The organism is Rothia sp. HMSC071C12 (assembly GCF_001813895.1).
Lineage (GTDB): Bacteria > Actinomycetota > Actinomycetes > Actinomycetales > Micrococcaceae > Rothia > Rothia mucilaginosa.
The window spans coordinates 1-3,315 of record NZ_KV814362.1; the positions used below are offsets into that span (position 1 = coordinate 1).

Here is a 3,315-nt window from a genome sequence, read left to right on the forward strand (position 1 = left end):
TAATTTTGTTGTCCAAGAAACGGGAGGCAGTTCAAATGTGTGGCGGGGCCTTCGTTTATGTCCAGTAGAAGCGCAGGTCAAGCAGTTTTACACTAAACTAAAAGGTACCCATTCCTCTCAGAGAAGATAGGAGATTCCTATGTCATCGAACGATGATTCACCGGCACCTCAGCCTCATTCAGTGCAGCCAGGCCTCTCTGCCACTTCAAACAAAAACCCAAAAATCGATACAGTGGATGCTTTGCTGCGAACTATATTTAGAATGGGGTGGACAGATTGGACGCTAACAGCAATCTTAATTTCATGCCTAATTAATCATTATTTTTTTATTATCCTCAACGTTGCGCAACCAATAATTGATTTCACTAGGCTTATTACTGCGCTAATTTCAGTGATTTTCATCGCTTATAAAGTAGTAAGTGGCTATAAGTCCAAAGAATTAATTACTATTTTCTTCAAAAATCACCCCCTCCAGCTGTTTGTCTCGATTATTGCCTGCGGGGCAACTGTATCTTTCTTCCTTCCCCTTATCCTTAATCTATTTAGATTCATTGGAGAGACCGATAAGTTAACTACTGCATTACTCGCTTCAACCGGTGGAGTTATTGCAGTTTTCACGCTGATTAAAACCCATCAAAAAAACCAAAATGACGAACAGACTCTAGACCTCGATAGAAAAAAGTACAATCAGCAGATAAAAGATCGTATGGAAGACCTTAAACTACAGGAAGCCGAACGTTTAGAGCAGAAGGCACAATTTGAGAAAAACCTTGAGGCACAATCAGAGAAAAATAAGCAGGACCATACCCGCCAGGCCCATGCAGAACGCCGAAGCCGCTACGCCAAGGCTGTAGAACAGCTTGCTAACGAGAAAGCAGCTGTCCGTCTGGGCGGTATCTATACCCTTGTAGGCTTGGTCGATGAGTGGCTTGCTGATGACACCCTCGAACAAGAAGAGCAACAAAAAGAAGGGCAGGTTATTATCAATAACCTTTGCTCCTATGTGCGTTCACCCTTCACCCTGGCATTAAAAGCAGAGATGTTTGAGGGCGATTCAGAGCCTGATAACTATGAAGGAGATTTCTCCAAAGATCAGGCAGCGTTTCATGAAGAACAGGATGTACGCCGCACTGTCTTTGTTGAGATGAGCAAGCGCAGTAGTACCTTCAATAGGGGTCTGTTTGGCCAGATAATCAACACCTCCCTAAGAATGTGGAGTGATTTTGATTTCGATTTCAGCCGAGCACCCATTTTCTACCCCCTCAACGCTATCACTATTGAGAAAGGTAATTTCTCGGGCGCAAAGTTCTACGCTGATGCGAATTTCTTCGGGGCAACCTTCATCAGCAACGCGGACTTCAGCGGGGCGGCTTTCACCCAAAACGCAAACTTCAGCGGGGCGGCATTCGCTCAAAACGCAGACTTCATCTGGGCGGCATTCGCTCAAAACGCAGACTTCAGCGGAGCGACCTTCACCCAAAACGTAAACTTCAGCGAGGCGACCTTCACCCAAAACGCGGACTTCGACGAAGCGGTATTCTTCGAAAATGCGAACTTCAGCTGGGCGGCATTCTTCGAAGATGCGAACTTCAGCTGGGCGACATTCACCCAAAACGCGGACTTCCGCGGGGCGAAATTCACCCAAAACGCAAACTTCAGCGGGGCGGCATTCATCGAAAACGCGAACTTCAGCTGGGCGAAATTCACCCAAAACGCGGACTTCCACGGGGCGGAATTCACCCAAAACGCGGACTTCAGCGGGGCGACCTTCAAAGGCATCGCAAGCTTCGGCGACTCGACCTTTGAAAAATATTCACCACTTTTTGTTACTACCAACGACGAGTTAGGTGAGACATACAGGGCACAATTCGTTGCCCTACCCATAGATCAGGAAGCACATGACTTCACGGTCAGTGAAGGTAGTTTCCGCATTCCTCCAGGAGAAGCTGAGCTAGGGGACGGCGTAAAACACCACATCCCTGTGGGAACGGTACTCTTCGACCCCGATTCCTGGGATGAGGAAAAGCAGAAATATACTCGCGTGAGTGATCCCGCAAAGCCTCTTGAAAATTCCGATACTGAGGAAGAAAAGCCCGCTGGATAAGGCTCATCTCTAAAAGGCCCCGCCGGCCCCACGTCGGCGGGGTCTTCGTTTATATCCGACAATAGGCATCTGCCAGGCAGCTTATGCACTATGATGAATGGTGACCCTCCCTTTCAAAGAAGACAGGAGAACCCGTGTCTCACGACAATATTCACCCCTCTGGAGAAGACCAAGTAACCTCAAATCCGCAGAGGAGACCTTGGTACATCCAACACTTTACTAAGCTCCTCATTGGCTTTGGCCTGGCCGGCGGCACGATTGCGCTTATTCTACCGTGGGCGTTGTGGCTACTCTGCGGCATGACTCCCGACAATTCAGACTTGCTACGCCTTCATCTTCTGTACGTTACTGGTGGCATTATTGCGGTTCTGACTCTTCTGCAGACTAACTGGAAGAATCAAGGTGACCGCCTCAAAATCGATGACGATATTAAAAAGAACGAACAAGACGCGAAGAAGAACGAGCGCGATCATGTCCGCCAGGTCCATGCGGAACGCCGAAGCCGCTACACCAAAGCCGTAGAACAGCTCGCTAACGAGAATGCAGCCGTTCGTCTTGGGGGTGTCTACACCCTTGTAGGTCTCGTCGATGAGTGGCTTGCTGATGAGAGCATTAGCGACCGGCACCAGGAGGGGCAGGTTATTATCAATAACCTATGCTCCTACATTCGTTCCCCCTTCCCTCTTGCAGAAAAAATTGACGAATACAAAGCCCACAAAAAATTTGAAGAGCTCAAGGAAAAAGAATCTGAAAATCTCCTCAGCGGAGTAGAACCGTTTGAGCTTAAGGCTCTATCCAAACGTTTCACAAATAGTCAGGACTATAAAGAGCCTGAAGATATCACCGCAGACTATGCAACATTTCACGAAGAGCAGGATGTACGCCGCACTATCTTCGTTGAAATGGGCAAACGTAGTAGCGTTATATCAAATAAGGAGGAAAGTGATGCGATGCTCACTCCCGGTGCTTGGAGTGACTTTGATTTCGATTTCCGCCGAGCTCCCATTTTCTATCCCCTCAATGAACTCACGATTGAGAAAGGTAATTTTTCGGGTGCAAAGTTCTACGCTGATGCAAACTTTTTCAAAGTTGCTTTCACCAGTAGCACAGATTTCCGCAAGGCGACCTTCATCAGCAGCCCCGATTTCAGCGAGGCGACCTTCATCAACGACGTAACCTTCAGCGACGCTACCTTCAACAGCGACGTGTAC

At 48.0% G+C, this 3,315-nt stretch carries 2 protein-coding genes; both read left to right on the top strand.

The features are described 5' to 3' along the window. The first annotated feature begins 139 nt into the window (after positions 1-139). Entirely contained in the window at positions 140-2,104 is a 1,965-nt protein-coding gene (locus HMPREF2942_RS00930) for a pentapeptide repeat-containing protein (protein ID WP_070687979.1), read from the top strand. 134 nt (positions 2,105-2,238) lie between these two features. Next, the coding region (locus HMPREF2942_RS00935) for a pentapeptide repeat-containing protein (RefSeq protein WP_239664205.1) at positions 2,239-3,315 on the top strand (1,077 nt) is incomplete at its 3' end.